Origin of the sequence: Rhodococcus sp. OK302 (assembly GCF_002245895.1) — a bacterium.
GTDB lineage: Bacteria > Actinomycetota > Actinomycetes > Mycobacteriales > Mycobacteriaceae > Rhodococcus_F.
In genome coordinates this window covers 4,472,517-4,494,065 of sequence record NZ_NPJZ01000001.1, presented here as the reverse complement: position 1 = coordinate 4,494,065, position 21,549 = coordinate 4,472,517, and the positions used below count along the sequence as shown (strand labels likewise).

Below are 21,549 nucleotides of genomic sequence, written 5' to 3'. Positions count from 1 at the left end.
GGAAAATTATGGTTGCACGGTATGAAGAGGTGGCGCGTTCGCTAGCCTTGCGGATCGAGGACGGGTCTTACCCGGTGGGCTCGAAATTGCCCACCGAGATGAAGCTCGCCGACAGCTATGCGGTGTCCCGGGCTACGGTTCGCTCGGCGCTGGGTTCCCTGGAGAGCGTGGGCATGGTGTCCCGTCGACGCAAGATTGGAACAACTGTCGAGTCTGTACAGCCGACCAGCGGATATACGCGCACCGTGACGAATATGAATGATCTTCTGCAGTACTCGGTCGAGACCCGACGGCTGGTGTTGTCGCGGGACGATGTGGTTGCCGATCAGTCGTTGGTCGACCGGATCGGCGGTCAGGCCGGTGATCCGTGGACTCGGATCAGTATGTTGCGGCTCGGTGATCTTGGTGAGGAAAGCCCGGTGTGCCACACCGACGTGTACCTCGATCCCGATGTCGCCGCCACCGTAGGGGACCGCCTCGAACGCCCCGACGGGCTAATCAACGAGATTGTCGAGAGATGCACCGGACGCCTGACTGATCGAGTCGAGCAGCGCATCCGTGCGTGCGCCCTGCCGAAAGACCTCGCCGAGCTGTTGCATGCCGAGGCCGGTTCGCCGTGCCTCGAAATTACCCGCCGATATGTCGAGAGTTCGGGGGCCGTGGCTCAGGTAACTGTGTCCATTCACCCGGGCGACCGTTTCGATTTCAACGTGTCGATGCACCGGCAGCGTTGAGAAAAGCTATGGAGGAAAATTGAGGATCACCGAGATCCGCGAGCTTGATGTCCCGCTCGCCGGCGCCATTTCGAACGCAGTAGTCAGCTTCGACAAGCACAAGGTCTCCCTTGTTGCCGTTTTCACTGACACGGTGCGCAACGGGCGTCCGTTGGTGGGTGTTGCATTCAATTCGATCGGTCGCCACTCGCAGGGCGGCATCCTGCGTGAACGGATGATTCCGCGGGTGCTCGAGGCAGACCCGGACACGCTCCTGTCGTCGACTACGGGCCTGTTGGATCCCGCTCGGGTCCTGCGGTGCGCTCTGACGGACGAGAAGCCAGGCGGTCACGGCGACCGCGCTGCGGCAGCGAGTGCGATCGAGCTGGCCGTGTGGGATCTGCTCGCCAAATACCACGATGAACCGGTGTATCAGACGATCGCTCGAGCCCATGATCGGACGCCGCTGGCGTCGGGGGCACCGGTCTACGCTGCCGGTGGCTACTACCAAGATGTCGACGATCTGGGTCGGCTGCGCGAGGAGATCGCCGGGTATCTCGCTGCGGGATACCCGAGCGTCAAGATCAAGATCGGCGGACTCGAACTCGGCGAGGACTTGCGACGGATCGAGGCGGCCATCGAGGTCACCGGAAGCGGCCGCCATCTGGCGGTCGACGCGAACGGCCGCTTCGACCGCGGACAGGCCCTGAAGTACGCCGAGGCCCTCGCGCCGTACGGGCTGCGCTGGTACGAAGAGGCGGTAGATCCACTCGACTACGCCCTGTACAGCGAACTGACGCAGGCATACGACGGAGTCATCGCAACGGGCGAGAATCTGTTCTCCACGCAGGACGTCGGTAATCTTCTCCGATTCGGCGGACTTCGGCCCGACCGTGACATCCTCCAGATGGACGCGGGACTGAGCTACGGGCTGACCGAGTACGCGGCCATGATCGCGCTCATGGAAGAGCGTGGATTCGACCGGACCTCCGCGATGCCACACGGTGGCCACCTGATGAACCTCCATATCGTCGTCGGGTTGGGGTTGGGCGGCTGTGAGGCATATCCGGGTGTGTTCGAGCCGTTCGGCGGTTACAGCGAGGACTGTGTGTTGGCAGACGGCCTGATTCGGCCCGCTGACAACCCTGGGTTCGGGCTGGAGGCAAAGTCGGGTCTGGCTGAGAGGATTGCGGGGTTGGTGGCATGACTGCGCGAATGAAAGTTGCTGTAGTCGGCTGCGGCGCAATGGGTTCCGTCTATGCGGGCAGGCTCTCCACTGCCGGTCACGACGTGTTGGTGGTGGACCGCTGGGTGGATCATGTCAACGCCATCGCAACCTCGGGACTGCGAATCTCCGGTCCGGACGGGGAGCAGGTGGCGTCGATACGCGCTTTCTCGGCGATCCCGGACGAGGTGGTCGATCTGGTGATTCTGGCGGTGAAGGCCTCCGATGTCCCGGCCGCGGCGGCCTCACTCGGCAGCCTGATCGGCGACGACACAGTGGTGCTGACAATTCAGAACGGTCTGGGATCAGCCGACGAGGTCGCCCGGCATGTGGGGGCGGACCGACTCGCAGTAGGCATTGCCAGTGGTTTCGGTGCGTCGCTTGTCGCCCCCGGCCAGGTGAACCACAACGCGATGAGGGCGATGCGGTTCGGGGCCTACGGCGATCTCTCGTTCGCGGTCGTGGACCGGGTTGCCGAGGCCTGGCGGACAGCGGGTTTCGACGCATTGGCCGTCGACGACATCGCTGCGATGCAGTGGGAGAAGCTGATCTGCAACGTGGCCTACAGTGCTCCGTGTGCGTTGACCGGTCTGACCGTGGGAGAGGTGCTCGATCACGACGAGATGGGCCCGGTCAGCCAGGCTGCGGCGATCGAGGCCTGGGAGGTCGCGAAGGCCCGCGGCATCGCCATCGACGTGGGGGACCCGGTCGCGTTCGTACGCGATTTCGGGGCGAGAATGCCCGCGGCGAAGCCGTCAGCGTTGCTCGATCACGAAGCTGGACGGGTCAGTGAGATCGCATTGATCAACGGTGCCATTCCCCGCGAGGCGGCCAAGGTTGGCCGCCTCGCTCCGGTAAACGCGACTCTGGTTGCGCTGGTCCGGACCCGCGAGGCAGGTTTCGGGGTCCGTCCCGGCAGCTGAGTTGGTTGCCGCGGCCGGTTCAGCAGTCCCCAGGACCGCTGAGTCGGCCGCGAACGGCTGTCATCGCTGCCACCACAGGTGACACCAGGTGAGTTCGTGCACCCGGACCTTGGCGACCCTCGAAGTTTCGATTGGTCGTCGACGCCGAGCGTTGTCCGGGACCCAGTGCGTCCGGATTCATTGCGGTGCACATCGAACAGCCGGCGGAGCGCCACAGAAATCCTGCCTGGGTGAAGATCCGGTCGAGTCCCTCTGCTTCGGCAGCGGCCGCGACGGCGCGCGAGCCGGGGACCACGAGCGCTCGGACGCCGGGAGCAACTGTTCGGTTGGTGATTACCTGCGCCGCCGCACGTAGGTCTTCAAGCCGCCCGTTGGTGCAGGACCCGATGAAGACCGTGTCAATTGCGATGTCGCGCATCGGAGTTCCTGGTTTCAGATCCATGTATTCCAGAGCGCGAGTCGCAGCTTCGCGCTCGGCTGGGTCGGTGTACTCGTCAGGGGACGGGACAACGCCGTCCAACGAGATCGAGTGGCTGGGGATGGTGCCCCAGGTGACGGTCGGGGAGATGTCAGCCGCGGATAGTATCCGGGTGCGGTCGAATTGAGCGTCGTCGTCAGTGCGCAGTGTCTGCCAATATGCGAGCGCTTCGTTCCACCGGGCACCTGCCGGAGCGTGTTTGCGGCCGCGTAGGTAGGCAAAAGTCACGTCGTCAGGTTCAACCAAGCCGCCGCGCGCACCGCATTCGATGGTCATGTTGCACAAGGTCATTCGCTGTTCCATGCTGAGCGCACGGATCGCGTTTCCGCGGTATTCGATGACGCTCCCGGCGCCACCGTTGGGGCCTAGGGCGCGAACGACGTGCAGGGCGAGGTCTTTTGCGCTCACACCGGGGTCGAGGTCACCGTCGATACGCACTTGCATCGACTTCGGTCGCTCCATCTGGAGCGTTTGTGTTGCCAGGACGTGCTCGACCTGACTTGTTCCGATCCCGAAGGCAAGTGCTCCGAAGGCTCCGTGGGTGGAGGTGTGCGAGTCGCCGCACACGATTGTCAGACCGGGTTGCGTCAGGCCCTGCTCGGGCCCGATGACGTGAACGATGCCGTTGCCGGCCGAGCCCATGGGGTTGTGCGGCACACCGAACGCCGCGCAGTTGCGTCGAACCAACTCCAATTGCAGTCGGCTCAGTGGATCCGAGACCGGCGACCCAGGTCCGGTGGTGGGTACGTTGTGGTCCTCGGTCGCCATCGTCAGATCGGGCCGACGGACTGGTCGGCCCGCGGCCCGGAGTCCCTCGAAAGCTTGCGGGGACGTCATTTCATGGAGCAAGTGCAGGTCGACGTAGAGCAGATCGGGACTGGTGTCGCCGCGAACGACAACGTGCTCGTCCCAGAGCTTGTCGAACAGGGTGCGCGGCGCCACGGCCCGTCCTTTCATCTTCAGTCGTTGACAGCTACGGGCTTACGGCGGTCCGCTGCAGTCCGCGGCGTGTGTGAGACGTCGTGCGGACCGAAGGCGCGCATCCAGCACGCAAACTCGAGGAGAATGCCGTCGGGGTCTTGAAAGTAGAACGAGCGGACGTACACGCCGTCGTGCATCTCGGTCGCTATCTGGGACGGGCTGTCGTCGTGGTTCACGAGTGGGCCTACCCGGACACCTGATTCCTTCAGCTTTTGGCGGTAGTCCTGAAACTTCTCGGGAGGGACGTCGAACGCGATGTGATTGAGGGAGCTCACGGCACTCGTCCATTCGCCGAAGCCGGGCTTCTCGACGGGCGCGGAGATGCCCGGAACACCGTCGGGAGCATCGGTGAACCAGAAGAACGCGAGGGAGTTGCCGTTGCCGACGTCGAAGAAGAAGTGTTGTCCGATGCCGTCGGGAAGATCGACGGTTTTCACGAGGGGGAAGCCGAGGATATTCGTGTAGAAGTCGACGGTCCTTTCCATATCCGAGCAGACGAGCGCGACGTGGTTGAAGCCGCGTACTTCGAAACGGGGTGTGCTCATGAGACATCCTTTCGAGGGCGAAGAACTGACTCTAACATCAGATTCATATACGGACAATGGTTGTTTGCGGCGCGTGTGCGCGGCCATGGTGCGGTTCTGGTGTAGAAAGACGGCTGACGATCTACGGCTGCCGTGAAAGGGTGCGCACATGACTGGTTCCGAGAAGCCGCGACCGACGAAGCGGGGCCGCGAAACGCTGGAAGCGATCGACGCTGCTGCCCGAAAGGTGATTGCGAAAAAGGGTTTCCTCAAGATGCGGGTGGCCGACATCCTCGCGGAAGCGGGAAGGTCGCCGGCGTCGTTCTACAACTACTACGACTCCAAAGAGGCGTTGCTCGAGAGCTGGGCACGTCAGTTCCAGGTGGACGCGCGTGTGCGCGCGCAGGCCAACCGGAAGTTGGTCGGCCGCGAACCGCGGCAGCGTGTGGAGGCGTCGGCCAGGGCGCACTGGGAGACATACCGGGAGCGACTCGCGGAGATGGTGGGGGTTTTTCAGCTCGCCATGGTCAACGATGACTTCGCCCGAGTCTGGGACGAACTTTGCGAGGAGGCTATTTCCGGCATCACCGAGGAAGTTGTCCGAGCGCAGGAGCGGGGCTACTGCCCGGGCGTCGATCCTCGTCTCACGGCTACGGCGATCGTCGGGATGCTGAATATGTTCAGTTACGAGAAGTTGGCCAACGGGGGTGCCGCCGGCGTGGATGACGAGGCATGTATCGCGACGTTGACCGAAATCTGGTTCCGCGCCGTGTATTGGCGGGAGTGAAAGGTATGGACATATAGCTCGACGCCGTGATACTAAATCTGAACCCAGATTTATAAACAAGGAGTCGTAGTGGCTATCGAACGCACCTTTGTCGGACTGCCGAGTCTCAACCTTCCCCGTATGGGCGCGGGTGGACACCCGTGTCAAGGGCTCTATCACCGGCGGGCCGGAACACGCCCGAAGACGGCCGTTATCGCGACGCACTACCAAATCGACTTCTCCGAGCACTACATGGCGGATTATCTGGCAGAACGGGGGATCGGCTTCCTCGGCTGGAATACCCGGTTCCGTGGAGACGAGGCGCGGTTCATCCTGGACTACGCCCTCACCGACATTGGAGTGGGTGTTCGCTGGCTACGTGAGGAAGCCGGTGTGGAGAACGTCATCCTGCTCGGCAACTCGGGTGGTGGCTCGCTCATGGCTGCCTACCAGTCCCAGGCTGTGGCACCGAGTATCACGCCGTTGCCCGGAATGTCCTTGGCGGCTGGTGTCGAAAACCTTCCGGCCGGTGACGCGTATATCTCGACCGCAGCCCACCTGGGGCGGCCCGATGTGCTTACTTCGTGGATGGATGGTTCGGTCACCGATGAGAATGATCCATTGGCGACGGATTCGTCTCTCGACTTGTTCAATCCGGACAACGGGCCTGCGTACAGCGCTGAGTTCGTAGAGCGCTACCGTGCTGCTCAGGTTGCCCGCAATCACCGAATCACAGGATGGGTGAAGGCGGAGTTCGAGCGGATCACGGCGGCGGGCTACCACGACCGGCCGTTTTCGGTATTCCGAACCTGGGCCGATCCGCGGATGGTCGATCCCACCCTCGAACCCACCAATCGCAAGGCGAATCTTTGCTACGCCGGCATTCCGGAGCGGGCGAACCGCTCGGTGTTCGGAATTGCCTCGGCGTGCACATTGAGGACGTGGTTGTCGCTGTGGAGTCTCGAGGACTCTCAGACTCGGGCGGTTGCGCACCTGCCCAACATCACTGTTCCCTCGCTCGTGGTTAACGGTGTGCAGGACACCGGTGTGTTTCCCAGCGATGCCGAGGCGATCCGCGGGTTGATCGGAGCGCAGGACAAGGAGTTCCACGAGTTGGAAGCGGATCACTACTTCCTGACCCCGGGCGCTCGTGACGAGCTTGCCGACCTGACTGCAGCGTGGATTGAAAAGCGTTTCGGAGCGTCGATCTAGTCAAAAATCCTCGGAAGTAGTTTCCGATGACGCCCTCTCCTGGATTTCACAGGAGAGGGCGTCGCCGTCTTCATGTCACCAACCGCGAGCGCGCCACTCCTGCAGGTGCGGACGCTCGACGCCGAGTGTCGTGTCTTTTCCGTGGCCGGGGTAGACGATGGCGGTGTCGTCGTAGCGTCCGAAAAGCTTTGTCTCGACGTCGTCGAGCAGTGAGGTGAATTTCTCGGGGTCGGGCGTCTTTCCAACACCTCCGGGGAAGAGCGAGTCGCCCGTGAAGATGTGAACCTGGCCGGAAGGTTCGGTCAGCGCGAGCGCGATAGATCCCGGTGTATGGCCCGACAGGTGGATGACGTCGAGAGCCAGACTGCCGACGGTGACGGTGTCACCGTCTTCGAGGAGTACATCCGGTGTAACTGGGAGTACTCCGGCGTCGAGGGGATGTGCCGCCGTCGGAACCTGGGTTGCGGCGTGGACGTCCTTCAAGGCCAACCAGTGATCGCCGTGCTGATGGGTGGTGACGATGGAATCGAAGACCGGTGCTTCCTGCTCGATCAACGCAACGATCTTCTCGGCTTCATTGGCAGCATCGATCAGCAGTGACTTTCCGGTAGCGGAACAGACCACGAGGTAGGTGTTGTTGTCCATGGGGCCGACAGACATCTTTGTGATGGTTGCGCCGTCGAGAGTGCGTCGTTGAGGCGCAGAATCGGGGGAGAGCTGACCGGTGTAGGAGTTGTCGATCACGATGGGCAGATTCGTCATGAAAGGCACGCTACCTTCGAATAGGGGCAGGTAGAACGCTGGGTTCACACTGGAGACGGAAACGTGTCGGTGGCTCGGCTTAACATGGCCTGGTTCGAGGACTCGCTGCGGTTGGTTGCTCGGGACTTCACTGGTGGGACATCCCCAGATGAATGACGATGAAGGGAATTGGTGTGGCGGATCGCCTGATCGTGCGGGGTGCGCGTGAGCACAATCTGCGGGGAGTCGATCTCGATCTCCCGCGAGACAGCTTGATCGTTTTCACTGGGCTGTCGGGTTCCGGTAAGTCCAGCCTCGCGTTCGACACGATCTTCGCCGAAGGACAGCGACGCTACGTCGAGTCACTCTCGGCGTATGCGCGTCAGTTCTTGGGGCAGATGGACAAGCCTGATGTCGATTTCATCGAGGGTTTGTCGCCGGCTGTGTCGATCGATCAGAAGTCGACCAACCGAAACCCGCGATCAACCGTGGGCACCATCACCGAGGTCTACGACTACCTCCGGCTCCTCTATGCACGTGCAGGTTCAGCGCATTGCCCCGTCTGTGGCGAGAAAATTGCGCGTCAGACGCCTCAGCAGATCGTGGACCAGGTCCTCGAGATGGAAGAGGGCATCAAGTTCCAGGTTCTCGCTCCGGTTGTGCGTACGCGTAAGGGTGAGTTCGTCGACCTCTTCGATCAGCTGAACACACAGGGTTACTCGCGTGTTCGTGTTGACGGCGTCGTACATTCGCTGGCTGATCCGCCCAAGTTGAAGAAGCAGGAAAAGCACGACATCGAGGTCGTTGTCGACCGTCTGCAGGTCAAGGCGAGTTCCAAGCAGCGTCTCACCGACTCGGTCGAAACTGCGCTTCGTCTTGCCGAGGGCATCGTTGTCCTCGATTTTGTCGACCGCGAAGAAAATGCTCCCGATCGGGAACGCCGGTTCTCCGAGAAGTTGGCGTGCCCCAACGGCCATGCATTGGCTATCGATGATCTGGAGCCGCGTTCGTTCTCGTTCAACTCGCCGTACGGTGCGTGCCCCGAGTGCACCGGTCTGGGTATCCGCAAGGAAGTTGATCCTGAACTTGTTGTGCCCGATGCGGAACTGAGCCTCCAGGACGGGGCCATTGCGCCGTGGTCGATGGGGCAGAGTTCCGAGTACTTCGGACGCCTGCTGTCCGGCTTGGGCGACATCCTCGGCTTCGATATGAAGACGCCGTGGAACAAGCTTCCGGCCAAGGCGCGCAAGGCAATTCTCGAAGGCAGTGAAGAGCAGGTTCACGTCAAGTACAAAAACCGGTACGGCCGTACACGTTCTTACTACGCGGAGTTCGAAGGCGTCATGCCGTTCCTACATCGCAGGCTCGAGCAGACCGAATCCGACCAGATGAAGGAACGCTACGACGGCTACATGCGCGACACCCCGTGTCCCGCCTGTGGTGGTGCGCGCCTACGCCCCGAAATCCTGTCGGTGACCATCGCTGCCGGTGCATTCGGCAGCAAGTCCATCGCGGAGGTCTGTGAACTCTCGATCTCCGATTGCGCAGATTTCTTGAACAGCCTCACGCTCGGGTCTCGTGAAGAGGCCATCGCGGGTCAGGTGCTCAAGGAAGTTCAGGCTCGACTCGGATTCCTCCTCGATGTCGGCCTCGAATACCTCTCGCTCTCGCGTGCTGCCGGCACGTTGTCCGGCGGTGAAGCCCAGCGAATCCGTCTCGCAACGCAGATCGGCTCCGGTCTCGTCGGCGTTCTCTACGTGCTCGACGAGCCGTCCATCGGTTTGCATCAGCGCGACAACCGTCGACTGATCGAAACGCTGACCAGGCTCCGTGACCTCGGCAATACACTGATCGTCGTCGAGCACGACGAAGACACCATCCGTACCTCCGACTGGGTCGTTGACATCGGACCGTACGCCGGCGAGCACGGTGGCAAGGTCGTCCACAGTGGACCCTACAAAGACCTGCTCACGTGCGAGGAGTCCATCACCGGCGCGTACCTCTCCGGACGAAAGTTCATCGAGGTGCCCGAGGTTCGCCGTCCGGTCGACCGCAAGCGTCAGGTCACGGTTGTCGGTGCCCGCGAGCACAACCTCGACGGCATAGACGTGAGTTTCCCCTTGGGCGTTCTCACTGCGGTCACCGGTGTTTCCGGCTCGGGTAAATCCACACTGGTCAACGACATCCTTGCCACGGTCATGGCGAACAAGCTCAACGGTGCTCGCCAGGTGCCGGGCCGTCACACCCGCATCAACGGTCTTGATCAGCTGGACAAGTTGGTCCAGGTTGATCAGTCACCGATCGGTCGTACCCCACGGTCCAACGCGGCTACGTACACGGGTGTTTTCGACAAGATCCGCACTCTGTTCGCGGCCACCACCGAAGCGAAGGTGCGTGGTTATCAGCCAGGGCGCTTCTCGTTCAACGTCAAGGGCGGTCGCTGCGAGGCTTGCTCCGGTGACGGAACGCTCAAGATCGAGATGAACTTCCTGCCCGACGTGTACGTGCCGTGCGAGGTCTGCCACGGAGCTCGCTACAACCGCGAGACCCTCGAGGTTCACTACAAGGGCAAGTCCATCGCCGAGGTGCTGGACATGCCTATCGAAGAGGCCGCAGAGTTTTTCCAGCCGGTCACCTCGATCCACCGCTATCTCAAGACGCTCGTAGACGTCGGCCTCGGTTACGTGCGTTTGGGTCAGCCGGCGCCGACGCTGTCCGGCGGCGAAGCTCAGCGCGTCAAGCTGGCAGCCGAGCTTCAGAAGCGCTCCACCGGACGCACCGTGTACATCCTCGACGAGCCGACGACGGGTCTGCATTTCGAGGACATCCGCAAGCTGCTGATCGTCATCAACGGCTTGGTCGACAAGGGCAACAGCGTCATCGTGATCGAGCACAATCTCGACGTGATCAAGACGTCGGACTGGGTTGTCGACATGGGTCCGGAAGGCGGATCGGGTGGCGGAACCGTTGTCGCAGAAGGAACTCCAGAAGAGATTGCCGCCGTTCCCGAAAGCTACACCGGCAAGTTCCTCAGTGAAGTCCTGTCGGCCCAGCACACTCCGGTCAAGGCAAAAGCTGTTGCGAAGAAGCGCGCGGTCAAGGCTGTTGCGCCCAAGAAAGCTGCACCACGTAAGAAGGCCGCTTCGGTGGGATAGGTAGTCGGTCAATAGTGATGCCGGGCCGGAATTTTCCGACCCGGCATCACTACTTTCTCGAGGTTCTACGCATCCACGGCATCGAGAATTGCTTCAGCCAATTCTTTCGGACGTGACCACATCGGCCAGTGCCCGGTCGGCAGATCGACATACGTCACCGGGAGTTTCGTCAATTCGACGGCTAGTGGAAATCCGCCATCTGCCATCTGGGCAATGACGTCGGACGGAAAACTGCTGCAGATCACCGTCGTCGGGACGTTGTAGCGCCGCGGATCGGTGAGCGTGATCTGGTCACGGGCGGGGCCGGCAGGTTCAGGAACGGCTCTACTGCGAAACGCAGCCAGTGCAGGTTCGTCCAGTCCTTCGAGGCTGCTCCCGTCGGCTTCCAATTCTGCCCACGAAGGAACACGAAGGAAGAGGAAGTTCGGCGATGTCGTCAGTGACGTCGGGTCGTAGTGCTGTGCCGTCCGGGACAGGGCCGCTGTCGACGTAGACGATGCGCGCGATGCGATCAGGCAGACGGTCGGTGGCGGCGTAGCCAACTGGACCCGTGCCGCTATGCACGACGAGCACAGTTCGCTCGTCGGACGCCGCGACTGCGTCGACAACGGTCTGCACGTGGCTGTCGAGGGTCACCGAGATGCGCGGAGTGTGCACAGCTTCGAGGCCGGGCAGGGTCAGTGCCGTTACTCGGGTGTCCGGGCGCTCGAGGTGGGGGAGTACTGCGTCCCACGCCCAACTGCCGAGCCAGAATCCGGGAACGAGGACGATGTGAGTTTTCATGAAGCCACTCTGCAACGAGATCGGTGACAACTGCGTGTCACTGATTTTGTCACCATTTGATAAAGAAATTTGAGAGAATCGACAACGTGAATCGGGCGGCCAGGTTGCATGCACTTCTCGAGGAGTTGCGTCGTCGTGGTGACAGCGGAACCAGTGCGTCGCGATTGGCGGAGCAGTTCGGTGTCACCTCCCGCACCGTCAAGCGCGATGTCGAGATTTTGATGCAGTCAGGCGCGGCTATCGAGGGTCGATCGGGACCTGGCGGTGGTTACCGATTGATCGGCCGCGTGACCTTACCCCCGGTGAATTTTACTGTTCCGCAGGCAGTTTCAATCGCGCTGGCGCTTACTTCAGTTGGCGATGCGCCCTTCGCCGATGACGGACGAGCGGCGCTGGCCAAGTTGTTGGACGTAATGGATCCAGACAGTCGGGCTCGCTTCGAGGAGCTCAGCGGCCGAGTCTGGATCCGCAATGACGCGAGCGTTTCGGCTGATTCAGGCTCGAATCGACGCGTCGTCGAGCAGGCGTTGGAGTATAAGTTCGTGGTGTCGCTGCAATACGTCGACGGTGACGGTGCCGAGTCGAGTCGCACGGTCGAACCGCATTTGCTTGCCCAGACCCGTGGTCAGTGGTTTTTGATCGGTTGGTGCCGCGCGAGGGATGCGGTGCGGTGGTTTCGGCTTGATCGGATCCGCACGGCGACTCTGACGAGCCAGAAGTTCGTGCCTCGGGAGTCAGCAGCATTTGGGCAGCCTCCGGATGCCGCAAGATCTGCCGCTGAACTCGGTTGAGGTTCGGATCCGTTTGTCGGGGCGGCGAGGTTGGGCCGACTCGTTTTGAACTCGGCGGGCCGGATGGACATTTTCCCGGCCTGAATCAGTTAGCGTGCACACCAACGGACGGTCACACTGACGACGCTACGGGGCGTCGGAACGAGGAGTGCGTAAATGAAACTCGCAGGTGTAGGTATTTGGAGTTCGCAACTGCGCTACGGCGATTTTGTGGAGTCCGCCGAGGCGGCTGCTGAACTCGAGGAGTTGGGATACTCGGCGCTGTGGATACCCGATGTCGGGGGGAAGGTTTTCGACGCCGTCGAAAACCTCTTGCACGCGACCGAACGGGTAGTGGTGGCGACGGGCATTCTCAACCTCTGGATGCACGAGCCGGCCGATGTAGCCCGGAGTTACCACGAATGTGTCGCCGAGTACGGTGATCGACTCATCCTCGGTATCGGCGTGAGTCACGCACCTCTCGTCGACGCCGGCGAACCAGGCCGTTACAAGAAGCCACTCGCTGCGACACAGGCGTACCTCGATGCACTCGATGCCACCGAGCAACCGGTTCCCGTACAGGCGCGAGTGCTCGCTGCATTGGGTCCGAAGATGCTGCACCTCTCCGCAACTCGCGCCAACGGGTCGCATCCGTACCTGGTCACGCCCGCCTTCACCGCACAGGCCAGAGCCGCGCTCGGCGACGGTCCGTTGTTGCTTCCGGAGCAGACTGCGATCCTGACTACCGACGCAGACGAGGCACGCGCCATCGGAACAGAGTGGCTACGCAACTACCTGTTGCTTCCCAACTACGCCAACAACCTGTTGCGGGCGGGATTCGCTAAAGAAGACCTGGACTCGGTCAGTGATCGACTCTTCGACGCGATGATTGCCTGGGGTGACGAGGAGACAATTCTTCGCAGGGTGCATGAGCATGTGGAGGCCGGCGCAGACCACGTGTGCTTACAAGTGCTCGATTCCGACCCTCAGGCATATCCCCGTGAGCAGTGGCGCCGGATCGCCGCAGCTTTGAAACAGTGAGCCTGTCGCAGGCGTAGGTGATTCAGGCGCTCATGTTCCGCGCTGCTGCAACGGATTCCGTGATGAGCTCGGTCAATACTTTGCGGTCCACATCGCTGAGTCGCTTGATGTAGAGGCATCCCTTGCCGATTTTGTGTTTGCCCAGGCGTTCGAGGGTGTCGGTGTAATCGTCGAAGTTCAAGGACAGATACAGCGTCAGGGCGGTGGATCTGGGGGAGAACCCGATCAGCGCGGTGTCGCCTTCGTGGCCACTTGCATATTTGTAGTGGCGAGCGCCGAATCCGATGATGCTGGTGCCCCAGAGAACGGGAGGTTCGCCGGTCGCAGCCGACAGCATGGAGATCAACTCCACGCTGTCGGCGCGTTTGACCGGATCGGCAACACGCTCCACGAAGGCAGCGACGTCGTCGTTCGACGGCTGAGTCTTGTTCGCGGTTGCCATTTCTCTATCTCTATTTCGGCTCAGTACACCGGTCCGGTGTACTTCTCGCCCGGGCCCTTGCCCGGCTCGTCCGGGTGCGACGACGCTTCGCGGAAGGCGCGCTGCAGCGCCTGCAGGCCTTCGCGGATGGGGCCGGCGTGGGGACCCAGGTACTCGACAGACGCGGTGACCAAGCCTGCCAGTGCAGTGATGACGCGTCGTGCCTCGTCCAAGTCCAGGTACGGGCTGGATGACGGATCTGCGTCGGAAAGTCCGAGCTTTTCTGCTGCGGAGCTCATCAGCATCACTGCGGCGCGGCTGATGACCTCGACTGCGGGAACCTCGGAGAGTTCGCGGACGTCAGGGTTCGCGTCGGTGTTCTGATCTACATCGAAGTTCTCACTCATGCCTGCAAGGATTCCATCATCGCGGCGAGCACTTCAATCGGGCCTGCTCTTGCTCGGTGGCGATTAGTTTGATCGCCGACGGCCTGCTACTCTTGTTGCAACGACCGCCTCCGAATTGTTCGGGGGCAGCAAGTGGAGTCCGACTCCCACCTCTGCGCGGCAGGTAAAACTGCAGTTCAGTGGTCCCGGTCACCTGATATCGAAGAATTTATTCTTCCTCAGGTTCCTCGTTTAGTCGAGGAGATAGGTTTTGGCGTGAGCTGGAGTCTATTTGATCGGTCGACATCGGACCCCGCAGGTGAGAAATCATCCTAGCGGGGTTTTTTGTTGGGATGCGGGCGGTACGGGCTGCGTGCGGTCATGAAGACCGCACCGTTCAACCTAGGAGGCCCCATCAGCACTGAGACCCGCATCAACGATCGTATCCGCGTTCCCGAGGTCCGTTTGGTCGGACCGGGCGGTGAACAGGTAGGCATCGTGCGTGTTGAAGATGCACTCCGCTTGGCCCTGGAGGCCGACCTCGATCTCGTCGAGGTAGCTCCTGATGCCCGTCCGCCGGTCTGCAAGATCATGGACTACGGCAAGTTCAAGTACGAGGCAGCGCAGAAAGCACGCGAGTCGCGTAAGAACCAGACGTTGACGGTCATCAAAGAGCAGAAGCTCCGGCCGAAGATCGACGCCCATGACTACGAAACGAAGAAGCGCAACGTTGTTCGCTTCCTCGAAGCAGGTTCCAAGGTCAAGGTCACGATCATGTTCCGCGGACGTGAGCAGTCACGTCCCGAGCTTGGCTACCGACTCCTGCAGCGTCTCGGAGCAGACGTCGCGGACCTCGGTTTCGTCGAGACCTCGGCAAAGCAGGACGGCCGCAACATGACGATGGTTCTGGCGCCGCACAAGGGTGCCAAGACTCGCGTCAAGGCACAGGAAAGCGCACAGGCGCCGGTCGCTCAGGCCGCACCGAAGCCCGTTCCTGAGGCCCCCGCAGCACCGGCAGCTCCGGCGGCAGACGAAACGACGCCAGAAGCTCCGACCAGCTAGTCGATTCCCAAGCATCACCACGTAACAAAGAACTGAGGACTCCATGCCCAAGATGAAGAGCCACAGCGGCGCCTCGAAGCGATTCAAGGTGTCCGGCAGCGGAAAGCTCATGCGCCAGAAGGCCGGCCGTCGCCACCTTCTCGAGCACAAGTCGAGCAAGGTCACCCGTCGTCTCGACGGCACCGCTGTTGTCAGCCCTGACGACGCTCCGCGCATCAAGCGCATGCTCGGCATCTGAGTTCGCCCCCTTTATTGACCACCCGGGGTCGAATTTTCAGCCCCTAGATTGACAGGATTTTCAAGTGGCACGCGTAAAGAGGGCGGTCAACGCCCAGAAGAAGCGTCGTTCAATTCTTGCTGCATCCAGCGGCTACCGTGGACAGCGTTCACGTCTGTACACCAAGGCGAAGGAGCAGCAGCTCCACTCGCTCGTCTACGCATACCGCGACCGCCGTGCACGCAAGGGCGAGTTCCGTAAGCTGTGGATCACGCGTATCAACGCTGCAGCTCGCGCCAACGACATGACGTACAACCGCCTCATCCAGGGCTTGCACCTGGCAGAGGTCGAGGTCGACCGCAAGATGCTGGCCGAGCTCGCTGTTTCCGACATGGAGTCCTTTGTGGCCCTCGTCGCAATCGCGAAGGCCGCTCTGCCGGCTGACGTGAATGCGCCTGCCGGAGAAGCAGCCTGATCGACGCATCACAGCAACGGCCCGTGGATCCGCTCACCGAGCGGACACCGCGGGTCGTTTCTGCTGTCAAGCTCCTGCGCACAGCAGAACGACGTAAAGCAGGACGTTTCCTCGTCGAGGGCGAGAATTCCGTGACGGAAGTCTTGAACGGCGAGGCCCGCTCGGTGCATGACCTTTTCTATACCGAGGATGCAGCCGAGCGTTATCAGCATGTCATCGATCTCGCGCTGACAGCCGGTGTGCGGGTATCGCTTGTCACGGACCGTGCGGCCAAAGCGTTGAGTGACACGGTCACACCGCCCGGACTGGTAGCCGTGTGTGATCTCCTCGATGTTCCGCTGGGTGACGCGATCCGCCCCGGGACCAGGCTCCTTGCAGTTCCCGTCGAGGTCAACGAACCTGGTAACGCAGGAACTGTCATCCGGATTGCCGACGCCGTCGGTGCTGACGCCGCGATCTTGGCGGGCGACAGTGTTGATCCGCACAACGGCAAGGTTGTTCGATCGTCGGCCGGAAGTCTGTTCCACCTACCCGTTGTCCGTGAACGCGATACCGCGGTGGTCATCGAACAAATCCGTGCCGCGGGTATCCAAATTCTGGCGACAGCAGCCGACGGTGAGATCGACCTCGACAATGCCGACGAACTCCTGAGCAAGCCGACCGCTTGGCTGTTCGGTAACGAAGCGCATGGACTTGACCCGGCGATCGCCGCTCAGGCTGATTTTCGGGTTCGGATACCGATCCACGGCCGTGCAGAGAGCCTTAACCTGGCGACTGCCGCCGCGATCTGCCTCTACGCGAGCGCTCGGGTGCAGAATCGCACCGCAGAACAAGGCTGACAATTTTACGGAAATGACCTCTCGGCATTCGATTTAAGGAAGCCTGAGAGAATACGGGGCAGAGAGACTGCTCGACAGCAGTTGACATGCTTGACCGCAGCACAGAAGCAAACCGAGAAGCGACAGGAGTGTCACAGCCGTGGCCAAAAATGAGGGCGCGACCCCGCCGGACGTCGATGCGAGTGCGCTCACCGAAGAGGCGTTGACCGCTGCGGCTGAGAACGCCGAGAAGGCGCTTGCGGACGCCGCAGACCTGGATGCGCTCGCGCACGTCAAGGTGGAGCACATGGGGGACAAGTCCCCGATCGCCCTCGCGCGCCGTGGTCTCGGCAGCCTGCCGGGCAAGGAAAAGGCGGATGCCGGTAAGCGCGTCAACGTTTTCCGTACCCGCATCAGCAAGGCGTACGACGCTCGCCGTGAGGTTCTTCTGGCCGAGCGCGATGCGGCTGTACTCGTTGCCGAGGCAATCGATGTCACCTTGCCTTCCGGCCGCCATCCCGTCGGCGCCCGGCATCCCATCAGCTTGATTTCCGAGCAGGTCGCCGACGTCTTCGTCGCGATGGGTTGGGAGATTGCTGAAGGACCGGAGGTCGAGACCGAGCACTTCAACTTCGACGCTCTCAACTTCTTGCCGGATCATCCCGCGAGGACCATGCAGGATACGTTCCATCTTGCGCCGGAGAACTCGCGTCAGGTGCTCCGTACACACACGTCGCCCGTGCAGGTTCGCACAATGCTGTCGCGTGATGTCCCGATCTACGTCGTCTGCCCCGGCCGTACGTTCCGTACCGACGAACTCGATGCGACGCACACACCGGTCTTCTCCCAGGTCGAGGGTTTGGCAGTCGACAAGGGCCTGACAATGGCAAACCTTCGCGGAACGCTCGACGCGTTCGCTCGCGCGCTGTTCGGTCCCGACACTCGGACGCGTATGCGCCCCAACTACTTCCCGTTCACGGAACCGTCGGCCGAGGTCGACGTGTGGTTCGCGAACAAGAAGGGTGGCGCAGGTTGGGTCGAGTGGGGCGGCTGCGGCATGGTCAACCCGAAGGTTCTGCGCGCCAGTGGAATCGATCCTGACGAGTACACGGGATTTGCATTCGGCATGGGCCTCGAACGGACTTTGCAGTTCCGCAACGGTATTCCGGACATGCGCGACATCGTGGAGGGCGACGTGCGATTCACGCTGCCTTTCGGTGTTGCAGGCTGACCGGTCCGGGTACGCGGACTTATCGACTTACAGACTTATCGACAAACGAGAGAGCTGAGCTGACGTGCGAGTAGCGCAATCCTGGCTGACCGAGATCCTGCAGCGGGCAACTCCGGACTGGGAGGTGACCCCGGAAGAGTTGGACGCGGGGTTCGTCCGAGTCGGGCTCGAAGTCGAGGAACTCGACACACTCGAGGCGATCGACGGCCCGTTGGTGGTCGGCAAGGTCCTCGAGATCACCGAACTCACCGAGTTCAAGAAGCCGATCCGTTTCTGCCTCGTCGAGGTCGGCGAGTCCGAACCCCGCGGCATCGTCTGTGGCGCGCGTAATTTCGCCGAGGGTGACCTCGTCGTTGTCGCACTGCCCGGCGCTGTTCTGCCCGGCGGTTTCGCAATCGCGACCCGCGAGACGTACGGCAAAATTTCCGACGGCATGATTTGCTCCGTTTCCGAACTCGGTATCGGCAAAGATCATTCGGGCATCCTGGTTCTCGAGCCCGGTACCGCCGAGCCGGGAGCCGACGGCAACGAACTGCTCGGTCTCGGTGACACGATCATCGAACTGAACATCACCCCCGACCGCGGATACTGCTTCTCGGTGCGTGGCTTGACGCGTGAGCTGGCGTGCGGCTTCGATCTCGAATTCGCTGATCCGGCTTCGGTTCCCGCCCACCCCGCCGAGGGTGAAGCATGGCCGGTGCACCTCGAAGCCGAGTCCAAGGCGTCGCGATTCGTGATGCGCAAGGTCACCGGTATCGATCCCAAGGCTGTCAGCCCGTGGTGGCTGCAGCGCCGATTGCTGCTCTCGGGTGTCCGCCCGATTTCTCCCGCCGTCGACGTCACCAACTACGTGATGCTCGAATTGGGTCAGCCGCTGCATGCGTTCGACGCGAGCGCAGTCCAGGGCGACCTGGTAGTTCGCCGCGCGAAGGCTGGGGAGAAGCTGACCACACTCGACGAGGTGGAGCGCACGCTCGATCCCGAAGATGTTGTCATCGTCGACGATTCCGGCGTCATTTCACTTGCCGCTGTCATGGGCGGTGCCTCCACCGAGGTCGGCTCCGAGACCACGGACATCCTTCTCGAAGCTGCTACGTGGGATCCGCTCGCGGTCTTCAAGACTGCGCGCCGTCACAAGCTGTCGAGTGAAGCCAGCAAGCGTTTCGAGAGGGTAGTCGATCCGGCTATCCCGCTCGTTGCTGTCGATCGTGCTGCTGCTCTGCTGGTCGAAATCGCCGGTGGCCGTATCGAGCCCGTACTCACCGACGTCGGCGCCGTTGCTCCGCGCGATGCCATCCACATGGACATCGATCTGCCGGACCGCGTTGCCGGAGTCACCTACGCCAACGGTACGGCGGCCCGTCGTCTCACTCAGGTCGGTTGCACCGTCGAGGTCGGAGTCAGCAACGAAGGCCACGGACAGCTGGTCGCGACGCCGCCGTCATGGCGTCCTGACCTGGTGCAGCCTGCTGACTTGGTCGAAGAGGTTTTGCGCCTCGAAGGTCTCGAGCAGATTCCGTCGGTACTTCCGACAGCACCGGCCGGCCGTGGATTGACAGCGACGCAGCGCCGTAAGCGCACTGTGTCGAAGGCTGTTGCTCACGCCGGGTACGTCGAGGTGCTTCCGCCGGTGTTCTTGCCCACCAACGTCTTCGACGTGTGGGGTCTCGATGCGGATGATCCGCGTCGCAACACCAGCAAGGTACTGAACCCGCTCGAAGCGGATCGCCCCGAACTGGCGACGACGCTGCTGCCCGGACTGCTGGAGATCTTGGCACGCAATGCTTCTCGTGGTCAGCGTGATCTCTCGCTGTACGGCATTGCTCAGGTTGTCCTGCCGGGTCCGGATACCAAGCCGGTCGACGCATTGCCGGTCGACCGTCGTCCGACGGACAAGCAGATTGCCAACCTGATCGCCTCGTTGCCGGCTCAGCCGGTGCATATCGCTGCAGTTCTCAGCGGACAGCGTGAGCCCAGCGGTCCGTGGGGACCGGGTCGCGCGGCAGAGGCATCCGATACTTTCGCGGCGGCGCATGTCATTGCTGCAGCAGCGGGTGTTGCGATCGAATTGCGTGCCGCTCAGTACCTGCCGTGGCATCCGGGCCGTTGTGCCGAGATTCTTGTCGACGGAGTAGTTGTCGGCCATGCCGGCGAACTGCACCCCGCCGTGCTCGAGCGCGCGGGACTGCCGGCGCGCACCTGCGCACTCGAAATCGATCTGGATGCTCTGCCCCTGGTTGAGAACCTGCCGGCACCGCGGGTTTCACCGTTCCCCGCAGTTCTTCAGGACGTTGCGGTTGTTGTTGACCGCAACGTGCCCGCAGCCGATGTTCAGGAAGCGCTGCGTGTCGGAGGTGGCGAACTGCTCGAAGACATCCGTCTGTTCGATGTCTTCGAAGGTGAGCAGGTCGGCGAAGGCCGCAAGTCGCTGGCATTCGCTTTGCGTTTCCGTGGTGTAGACCGCACGCTGACCGAGGATGAAGCCAGTGCCGCCCGGGATGCAGCCGTCGAGGCAGCGTCCAAGGCAGTGGGCGCCCAGATGCGAGGCTGATTACCGAACTGATTGTGAAGGATTGTGTTCGCTCAGCGAGCACAATCCTTCACAATCAGCGACCGGTTTCGAGGATGCGCTTGAGAGCTGCCAGGTCTTTGGCATTGGCCCGACGCATTGCGCGTTCCATCAACGGCGCGGCCATGGTGAAGAACCCGGATGGAGTACCTCGGTTGCGTAGCACCATGGCAGTAGATCCGGCTCCGGTAGCGCTCCACTCGTACGTCGTTTCCATCGGGAATGGGCCGTCGCTGGTGCGCATGACCAACCGTGTGGAATCGAATTCCACGATCTCGTACGTGTAGATCAGTTTCCGGCCGAGAAAATTCGCGCGGAAGTCGAACCGTGCTCCGACCGCGAACGGGCCGTCCGAGTGCGGAGTCACGTCCTTGATGTTTGCGTACCACGCAGTCGTGTTGAGTGGATTCGCGGCGTAGGCGGCGACCACTGCAGGTGGTGAGTCGATGACAATCCTCGTTGTGACGTCAACTTCAGACATATGAAGCCTTCTTTCCCGCGGTATGCGCATCCGTCTTCGAAGCCTATGTCTGTTGCTCTGGGCGATCATGGAAGGATCAAGAGTGTCCGACGGCATTTTCCAGAAGGGGCTGATGATGTCCGCGCGTGAAAATTCGGTACACGGTAGTTCGGTCTACAGCGTGGTCGAGGCTGCAAGTTCCCTCAGCGACGAGGACTTTCTCGCTGTAGTTCGGGCTGTTGTCGACGCTCGTCCGAGCCTCGTCGCGCTCCGTGCCAGTCTGGACGCAGCACAATCTCCCCAACCTGCGCATTTGCCCGAGATCATTGTCGAGGCCGACGAGATCATCGACGCCCCCATCTTCTACGCGACCGAACCCAGGATTCCCGAACCGGACTACACGGAAGGTGGAGTGCCCACCTTCGACCGAGTCCGCGAGAAGATCGAGGGACGGGTTGGTACATCGATCGGTTCAGCCGAGCTAGCGCACGAGAGCCCAGCCGGGAAATCCGTTGACGAGCAGTGGGACGAGCGCCAGAAGGCCGCCAAAGCCAAGCTCGAAGAGATTCGTCGATCGATGGGTAAATAGCCGCCGACA

21 protein-coding genes and 1 pseudogene are annotated in these 21,549 nt (G+C 61.7%); 15 read left to right on the top strand and 7 right to left on the bottom strand.

The window, feature by feature from the left end; genetic code table 11:
* The first annotated feature begins 8 nt into the window (after positions 1-8).
* The 3 genes from BDB13_RS20625 to BDB13_RS20615 are packed head-to-tail and all read left to right on the top strand — an operon-like array spanning position 9 to position 2,861.
* The gene (locus tag BDB13_RS20625; protein ID WP_094273470.1) at positions 9-734 is read left to right on the top strand and encodes a GntR family transcriptional regulator; all 726 of its coding nucleotides are present in this window, start codon (positions 9-11) and stop codon (positions 732-734) included.
* A 19-nt stretch (positions 735-753) separates the two neighbouring features.
* Positions 754-1,920, top strand: coding sequence for an enolase C-terminal domain-like protein (locus BDB13_RS20620; protein ID WP_094273469.1), 1,167 nt, complete (start codon positions 754-756; stop codon positions 1,918-1,920).
* 8 nt (positions 1,921-1,928) lie between these two features.
* The gene (locus BDB13_RS20615; protein WP_094275066.1) at positions 1,929-2,861 is read left to right on the top strand and encodes a ketopantoate reductase family protein; all 933 of its coding nucleotides are present in this window, start codon (positions 1,929-1,931) and stop codon (positions 2,859-2,861) included.
* Positions 2,862-2,880: 19 nt separating this feature from the next.
* Here the strand turns inward: BDB13_RS20615 and leuC are convergent, their stop codons facing one another.
* Entirely contained in the window at positions 2,881-4,296 is a 1,416-nt protein-coding gene (leuC, locus tag BDB13_RS20610; protein WP_094273468.1) for a 3-isopropylmalate dehydratase large subunit, read from the bottom strand.
* Between the two features lie 2 nt (positions 4,297-4,298).
* Positions 4,299-4,865 carry a VOC family protein gene (locus tag BDB13_RS20605; protein WP_094273467.1) on the bottom strand — a complete coding sequence of 189 codons (567 nt, stop codon included), beginning with the start codon at positions 4,863-4,865 and terminating at the stop codon, positions 4,299-4,301.
* A gap of 148 nt (positions 4,866-5,013) precedes the next feature.
* Here BDB13_RS20605 and BDB13_RS20600 point away from each other — a divergent pair, with 148 nt between their 5' ends.
* Both BDB13_RS20600 and BDB13_RS20595 read left to right on the top strand, forming a co-directional pair.
* Positions 5,014-5,631, top strand: coding sequence for a TetR/AcrR family transcriptional regulator (locus BDB13_RS20600; RefSeq protein WP_094273466.1), 618 nt, complete (start codon positions 5,014-5,016; stop codon positions 5,629-5,631).
* A 120-nt stretch (positions 5,632-5,751) separates the two neighbouring features.
* Positions 5,752-6,822: an alpha/beta hydrolase gene (locus BDB13_RS20595; RefSeq protein ID WP_254923043.1), complete on the top strand. Its 1,071-nt coding sequence runs from the start codon at positions 5,752-5,754 to the stop codon at positions 6,820-6,822.
* A 75-nt stretch (positions 6,823-6,897) separates the two neighbouring features.
* On the opposite strand, the gene BDB13_RS20590 is transcribed toward BDB13_RS20595, so the two are convergent.
* Positions 6,898-7,584 carry an MBL fold metallo-hydrolase gene (locus BDB13_RS20590; RefSeq protein WP_094273464.1) on the bottom strand — a complete coding sequence of 229 codons (687 nt, stop codon included), beginning with the start codon at positions 7,582-7,584 and terminating at the stop codon, positions 6,898-6,900.
* A 173-nt stretch (positions 7,585-7,757) separates the two neighbouring features.
* Here BDB13_RS20590 and uvrA point away from each other — a divergent pair, with 173 nt between their 5' ends.
* Positions 7,758-10,718, top strand: a complete 2,961-nt coding sequence (gene uvrA / locus BDB13_RS20585) for an excinuclease ABC subunit UvrA (RefSeq protein ID WP_094275065.1) — start codon at positions 7,758-7,760, stop codon at positions 10,716-10,718.
* A 65-nt stretch (positions 10,719-10,783) separates the two neighbouring features.
* Here uvrA and BDB13_RS20580 read toward each other — a convergent pair.
* Positions 10,784-11,501: pseudogene (locus tag BDB13_RS20580) on the bottom strand (alpha/beta fold hydrolase).
* A gap of 86 nt (positions 11,502-11,587) precedes the next feature.
* Here BDB13_RS20580 and BDB13_RS20575 point away from each other — a divergent pair.
* Both BDB13_RS20575 and BDB13_RS20570 read left to right on the top strand, forming a co-directional pair.
* Entirely contained in the window at positions 11,588-12,292 is a 705-nt protein-coding gene (locus BDB13_RS20575; protein WP_094273463.1) for a helix-turn-helix transcriptional regulator, read from the top strand.
* Between the two features lie 156 nt (positions 12,293-12,448).
* Complete coding sequence (locus BDB13_RS20570; RefSeq protein ID WP_094273462.1) at positions 12,449-13,312, top strand: LLM class F420-dependent oxidoreductase; 864 nt, start codon at positions 12,449-12,451, stop codon at positions 13,310-13,312.
* Positions 13,313-13,334: 22 nt separating this feature from the next.
* Here the strand turns inward: BDB13_RS20570 and BDB13_RS20565 are convergent, their stop codons facing one another.
* Together BDB13_RS20565 and BDB13_RS20560 are read right to left on the bottom strand one after the other, a co-directional pair.
* The gene (locus tag BDB13_RS20565) at positions 13,335-13,754 is read right to left on the bottom strand and encodes a DUF1801 domain-containing protein (RefSeq protein ID WP_094273461.1); all 420 of its coding nucleotides are present in this window, start codon (positions 13,752-13,754) and stop codon (positions 13,335-13,337) included.
* Between the two features lie 20 nt (positions 13,755-13,774).
* On the bottom strand, positions 13,775-14,140 hold the full coding sequence (locus BDB13_RS20560) for a DUF1844 domain-containing protein (RefSeq protein ID WP_094273460.1): 366 nt from the start codon (positions 14,138-14,140) through the stop codon (positions 13,775-13,777).
* 360 nt (positions 14,141-14,500) lie between these two features.
* Between BDB13_RS20560 and infC the strand changes: the two genes are divergently transcribed.
* From infC to pheT, 6 genes are all read left to right on the top strand, one after another.
* Positions 14,501-15,181 carry a translation initiation factor IF-3 gene (gene infC / locus BDB13_RS20555; RefSeq protein WP_094273459.1) on the top strand — a complete coding sequence of 227 codons (681 nt, stop codon included), beginning with the start codon at positions 14,501-14,503 and terminating at the stop codon, positions 15,179-15,181.
* Positions 15,182-15,224: 43 nt separating this feature from the next.
* Positions 15,225-15,419 (top strand): 50S ribosomal protein L35, encoded by a 195-nt coding sequence (gene rpmI / locus BDB13_RS20550; RefSeq protein ID WP_094273458.1) that lies wholly within the window; start codon positions 15,225-15,227, stop codon positions 15,417-15,419.
* Between the two features lie 64 nt (positions 15,420-15,483).
* Positions 15,484-15,873, top strand: a complete 390-nt coding sequence (rplT, locus tag BDB13_RS20545) for a 50S ribosomal protein L20 (RefSeq protein ID WP_094273457.1) — start codon at positions 15,484-15,486, stop codon at positions 15,871-15,873.
* 23 nt (positions 15,874-15,896) lie between these two features.
* A complete protein-coding gene (locus tag BDB13_RS20540; protein WP_094273456.1) occupies positions 15,897-16,712 on the top strand; it encodes a TrmH family RNA methyltransferase in 816 nt (271 codons plus the stop codon).
* Positions 16,713-16,851: 139 nt separating this feature from the next.
* A complete protein-coding gene (gene pheS / locus BDB13_RS20535; RefSeq protein WP_094273455.1) occupies positions 16,852-17,922 on the top strand; it encodes a phenylalanine--tRNA ligase subunit alpha in 1,071 nt (356 codons plus the stop codon).
* 64 nt (positions 17,923-17,986) lie between these two features.
* Complete coding sequence (gene pheT, locus BDB13_RS20530) at positions 17,987-20,473, top strand: phenylalanine--tRNA ligase subunit beta (protein WP_094273454.1); 2,487 nt, start codon at positions 17,987-17,989, stop codon at positions 20,471-20,473.
* A gap of 55 nt (positions 20,474-20,528) precedes the next feature.
* Here the strand turns inward: pheT and BDB13_RS20525 are convergent, their stop codons facing one another.
* On the bottom strand, positions 20,529-20,972 hold the full coding sequence (locus BDB13_RS20525) for an SRPBCC family protein (RefSeq protein ID WP_094273453.1): 444 nt from the start codon (positions 20,970-20,972) through the stop codon (positions 20,529-20,531).
* A gap of 115 nt (positions 20,973-21,087) precedes the next feature.
* Here BDB13_RS20525 and BDB13_RS20520 point away from each other — a divergent pair, with 115 nt between their 5' ends.
* On the top strand, positions 21,088-21,540 hold the full coding sequence (locus tag BDB13_RS20520) for a hypothetical protein (RefSeq protein ID WP_094275064.1): 453 nt from the start codon (positions 21,088-21,090) through the stop codon (positions 21,538-21,540).
* The last annotated feature ends 9 nt before the right edge of the window (positions 21,541-21,549 follow it).

Bases quoted from the DNA above. Each gene is read 5' to 3' on its own strand.
- BDB13_RS20520 (WP_094275064.1), top strand. From the start codon at position 21,088: ATGTCCGCGCGTGAAAATTCGGTACACGGTAGTTCGGTCTACAGCGTG.
- infC (WP_094273459.1), top strand. From the start codon at position 14,501: ATGAAGACCGCACCGTTCAACCTAGGAGGCCCCATCAGCACTGAGACC.
- BDB13_RS20595 (WP_254923043.1), top strand. From the start codon at position 5,752: ATGGGCGCGGGTGGACACCCGTGTCAAGGGCTCTATCACCGGCGGGCC.
- BDB13_RS20615 (WP_094275066.1), top strand. From the start codon at position 1,929: ATGAAAGTTGCTGTAGTCGGCTGCGGCGCAATGGGTTCCGTCTATGCG.
- BDB13_RS20590 (WP_094273464.1), bottom strand. From the start codon at position 7,584: ATGACGAATCTGCCCATCGTGATCGACAACTCCTACACCGGTCAGCTC.
- rpmI (WP_094273458.1), top strand. From the start codon at position 15,225: ATGCCCAAGATGAAGAGCCACAGCGGCGCCTCGAAGCGATTCAAGGTG.
- BDB13_RS20565 (WP_094273461.1), bottom strand. From the start codon at position 13,754: ATGGCAACCGCGAACAAGACTCAGCCGTCGAACGACGACGTCGCTGCC.
- BDB13_RS20625 (WP_094273470.1), top strand. From the start codon at position 9: ATGGTTGCACGGTATGAAGAGGTGGCGCGTTCGCTAGCCTTGCGGATC.
- BDB13_RS20600 (WP_094273466.1), top strand. From the start codon at position 5,014: ATGACTGGTTCCGAGAAGCCGCGACCGACGAAGCGGGGCCGCGAAACG.
- leuC (WP_094273468.1), bottom strand. From the start codon at position 4,296: ATGAAAGGACGGGCCGTGGCGCCGCGCACCCTGTTCGACAAGCTCTGG.
- BDB13_RS20570 (WP_094273462.1), top strand. From the start codon at position 12,449: ATGAAACTCGCAGGTGTAGGTATTTGGAGTTCGCAACTGCGCTACGGC.
- BDB13_RS20525 (WP_094273453.1), bottom strand. From the start codon at position 20,972: ATGTCTGAAGTTGACGTCACAACGAGGATTGTCATCGACTCACCACCT.
- BDB13_RS20605 (WP_094273467.1), bottom strand. From the start codon at position 4,865: ATGAGCACACCCCGTTTCGAAGTACGCGGCTTCAACCACGTCGCGCTC.
- BDB13_RS20560 (WP_094273460.1), bottom strand. From the start codon at position 14,140: ATGAGTGAGAACTTCGATGTAGATCAGAACACCGACGCGAACCCTGAC.